The sequence below is a fragment of the Mesorhizobium sp. M4A.F.Ca.ET.020.02.1.1 genome (assembly GCF_004022645.1).
GTDB lineage: Bacteria > Pseudomonadota > Alphaproteobacteria > Rhizobiales > Rhizobiaceae > Mesorhizobium.
Genome location: NZ_RZOI01000743.1, coordinates 1 through 2,881 on the forward strand (window position 1 = coordinate 1; position 2,881 = coordinate 2,881).

General features: G+C 63.7%; 1 protein-coding gene. It reads right to left on the bottom strand.

What is annotated here, in order from left to right; genetic code table 11:
- On the bottom strand, positions 1-2,661 hold a 2,661-nt coding region (gene rpoB / locus EN742_RS30340), incomplete at its 3' end, for a DNA-directed RNA polymerase subunit beta (protein WP_128333629.1).
- Between the last annotated feature and the right edge of the window lie 220 nt (positions 2,662-2,881).

The window sequence follows — 2,881 nt, forward strand, 5'->3', positions numbered from 1 at the left end:
CTGCGCTTCCGCGCCGATGTAGACGATGCCGGCTTCGTCGAGGTTCTTCAGCGCCTCTTCCGAAACGTTCGGAATGTCGCGCGTGATTTCCTCCGGCCCGAGCTTGGTGTCGCGCGCCATGACCTCGAACTCCTCGATGTGGATCGAGGTGAAGACGTCGTCGGCGACGATGCGCTCGGACAAGAGGATCGAGTCCTCGTAGTTATAGCCGTTCCACGGCATGAACGCGACCAGCACGTTGCGGCCGAGCGCCAGATCGCCGAGCTCGGTCGACGGACCATCGGCGATGATGTCGCCCTTGTTGACGCGGTCGCCCATGCGCACCAGCGGACGCTGGTTGATGCAGGTGTTCTGGTTCGAACGCTGGAACTTCATCAGCCGGTAGATGTCGACGCCGGACTTGCCGGGATCGAGATCTTCCGTGGCGCGGATGACGATACGCGTCGCGTCCACCTGGTCGACGATGCCGCCGCGGCGGGCGCCGATGGCGGCGCCCGAGTCACGGGCGACGATCGGCTCCATGCCGGTGCCGACGAACGGCGCCTCGGCGCGCACCAGCGGCACGGCCTGACGCTGCATGTTCGAGCCCATCAGCGCGCGGTTGGCGTCGTCGTTCTCGAGGAACGGGATGAGCGCCGCCGCCACCGAAACCATCTGCTTCGGCGACACGTCCATCAGATCGACGTTCTCGCGCGGCGCCATCATCACTTCGCCGGCGTTGCGGCAGATGACGAATTCGTCAACGAAGCCGCCATTCTTGTCGAGCTCGGCGTTGGCCTGCGCGACATGGTGCTTGGCTTCTTCCATCGCCGACAGGTAGACGACCTCGTTGGTCAGCTTGCCGTTGACGATCTTGCGGTACGGGCTCTCGATGAAGCCGTACTTGTTGACGCGCGCGAAGGTCGCCAGCGAGTTGATCAGACCGATATTCGGGCCTTCCGGCGTCTCGATCGGGCAGATGCGGCCGTAATGCGTCGGATGCACGTCGCGCACCTCGAAGCCGGCGCGCTCGCGCGTCAGACCGCCCGGTCCAAGCGCCGAAAGGCGGCGCTTGTGGGTGATCTCCGACAGCGGGTTGGTCTGGTCCATGAACTGCGACAGCTGCGAGGAACCGAAGAACTCGCGCACGGCGGCGGCCGCCGGCTTGGCGTTGATCAGGTCCTGCGGCATCACCGTGTCGATCTCGATCGAGGACATGCGTTCCTTGATCGCGCGCTCCATGCGCAGCAGGCCGACGCGGTACTGGTTTTCCATCAGCTCGCCGACCGAGCGCACGCGGCGGTTGCCGAGATTGTCGATGTCGTCGATCTCGCCCTTGCCGTCGCGCAGTTCCACCAGTGTCTTGACCACGGCCAGGATGTCTTCCTTGCGCAGCACACGCACCGTATCCTCGGCCTTGAGCTCGAGGCGCATGTTCATCTTGACGCGGCCGACGGCCGACAGGTCATAGCGTTCGCTGTCGAAGAACAGCGAGTTGAACATGGCTTCGGCGGTCTCGAGCGTCGGCGGCTCGCCCGGGCGCATGACGCGGTAGATGTCGAACAGCGCGTCCTGCCGGCTCTCGTTCTTGTCGACGGCGAGAGTGTTGCGGATGTAGGCGCCGACATTGACGTGGTCGATGTCGAGGATCTGGATTTCCTGCTCGCCGGTGCCGAGCAGCACCTTCAGCGTCTTGTCGTCGATCTCGTCGCCGGCCTCGAGGAATATCTCGCCGGTGGCGTAGTTGACGATGTCCTCGGCGAGGTAGTTGCCGAGCAGATCCTCGTCAGTCGCCTTGATCGCCTTCAGGCCCTTTTCGCCGAGCTGGCGGGCCTGGCGCGCGGTGATCTTCTTGCCGGCCTCGATGACGATCTCGCCGGTGTCGGCATCGACGAGGTCGCCGACGGCCTTGAGGCCGCGGAAGCGCTCGACGTTGAAGGGAATGCGCCAGTGGTCGCCGGCGCGCTTGTAGGTGATCTTGTTGTAGAAGGTCGACAGGATCTCCTCGCCGTCCATGCCGAGCGCCATCAGCAGCGACGTCACCGGGATCTTGCGGCGGCGGTCGATGCGGGCGTGCACGACGTCCTTGGAGTCGAACTCGATGTCGAGCCACGAGCCGCGATAGGGAATGACGCGCGCGGCAAACAGGAGCTTGCCCGACGAGTGCGACTTGCCCTTGTCATGGTCGAAGAAGACGCCCGGCGAGCGGTGCATCTGCGAGACGATGACGCGCTCGGTGCCGTTGACGATGAAGGTGCCGTTGGACGTCATGAGCGGCATGTCGCCCATGTAGACGTCCTGCTCCTTGATGTCCTTGATCGACTTCGCGCCGGTATCCTCGTCGATATCGAACACGATGAGGCGCAGCGTCACCTTCAGCGGCGCGGCATAGGTCAGGTCGCGCTGACGGCATTCGTCAACGTCGAATTTCGGTCCTTCGAACTCGTACTTCACGAACTCCAGCATCGAGGAGCCGGAAAAATCGGAGATCGGGAAGACCGACTTGAAAACGGCCTGCAGTCCCTCATCGGGACGGCCGCCCTTGGGCTCGTCCACCATCAGGAACTGGTCGTAGGATGCCTTCTGAACCTCGATCAGGTTCGGCATCTCCGCAACTTCCGGGATCTTTCCGAAGAACTTGCGTACGCGTCTGCGGCCATTGAAAGTCTGGGTCTGGGCCATCGTCGCTCCTTAGCTCGATTCTCGGGGCGAACCTCGCCGCGGCTCGCCTTGCATTCCGGGCCGCCTCGGCGGCAGCCCCTGATCTGTTTTCCCGCCGCCAGTCGGCGGCCGGTTAAAACGGGAGAAAACCCGTTTCCTGAAGGCCGTTCCGCGGCCCTCAGGAAAGAGGTTTCCGTACGTCTCGCGCTCTTTGGCTCCCTTGACGTCAAGGGAGTGGCGG